Raw genomic sequence first — 604 nt, forward strand, 5'->3', positions numbered from 1 at the left:
CTTCAGTAAGGACGGCAGAACCACGGCCCGGTCAGGTATTCTGACGCTGAGCAGGGTATCTTCGGAAACCGACAAGGCATCCAAGCAGGATTACTGGCAGCTTTCCCCGGAAAATGGCTATGTGCCGAAAGGCTCAGCGGGGGCAGAATTATTGTCGCAGTATGACCTGTCAAAACTGGGGTTTAAAACTGAGGTCTCAGAGCCTGCGAGCTTCGATTATCTGAATGGTAAAACGCAGCCAACGGGTCTGATCCGCAGCGTATTTCAGTCACTGTATGATGCCGCGAAGGATGATACCCGCATCAGCCATGCGCTGGTGCCGTTTAATTATCAGCGGCTGCTGAAGAGGATAGACAGCGGTGCCGGAGAATATTCACCGATGGATTATCTGCGCGCCCTGCATAATCCTGCATACCGTGAGGTGGTGCAGAAAACCATCGTGAAGCACCCGAGCGACTGGTATCACAGCAAAAGCGATTCTGTCTGGCAAACATTCCTGGAACCGCTAAAGAAAGAGGCGCCGGAGTGGAAGAAGTACAGTGAAGCATTCCTCGATAAGTTGACCTGGATGCAGGACGTGACGACGGAGAAGCTGGGGCCGTCG

At 53.3% G+C, this 604-nt stretch carries 1 pseudogene; it reads left to right on the top strand.

The features are described 5' to 3' along the window. Positions 1 to 604 (top strand): annotated as a pseudogene (locus ACZ3HG_RS23025) (hypothetical protein); the annotation flags it as partial.

The organism is Erwinia sp. PME.40.26/001 (assembly GCF_055556675.1).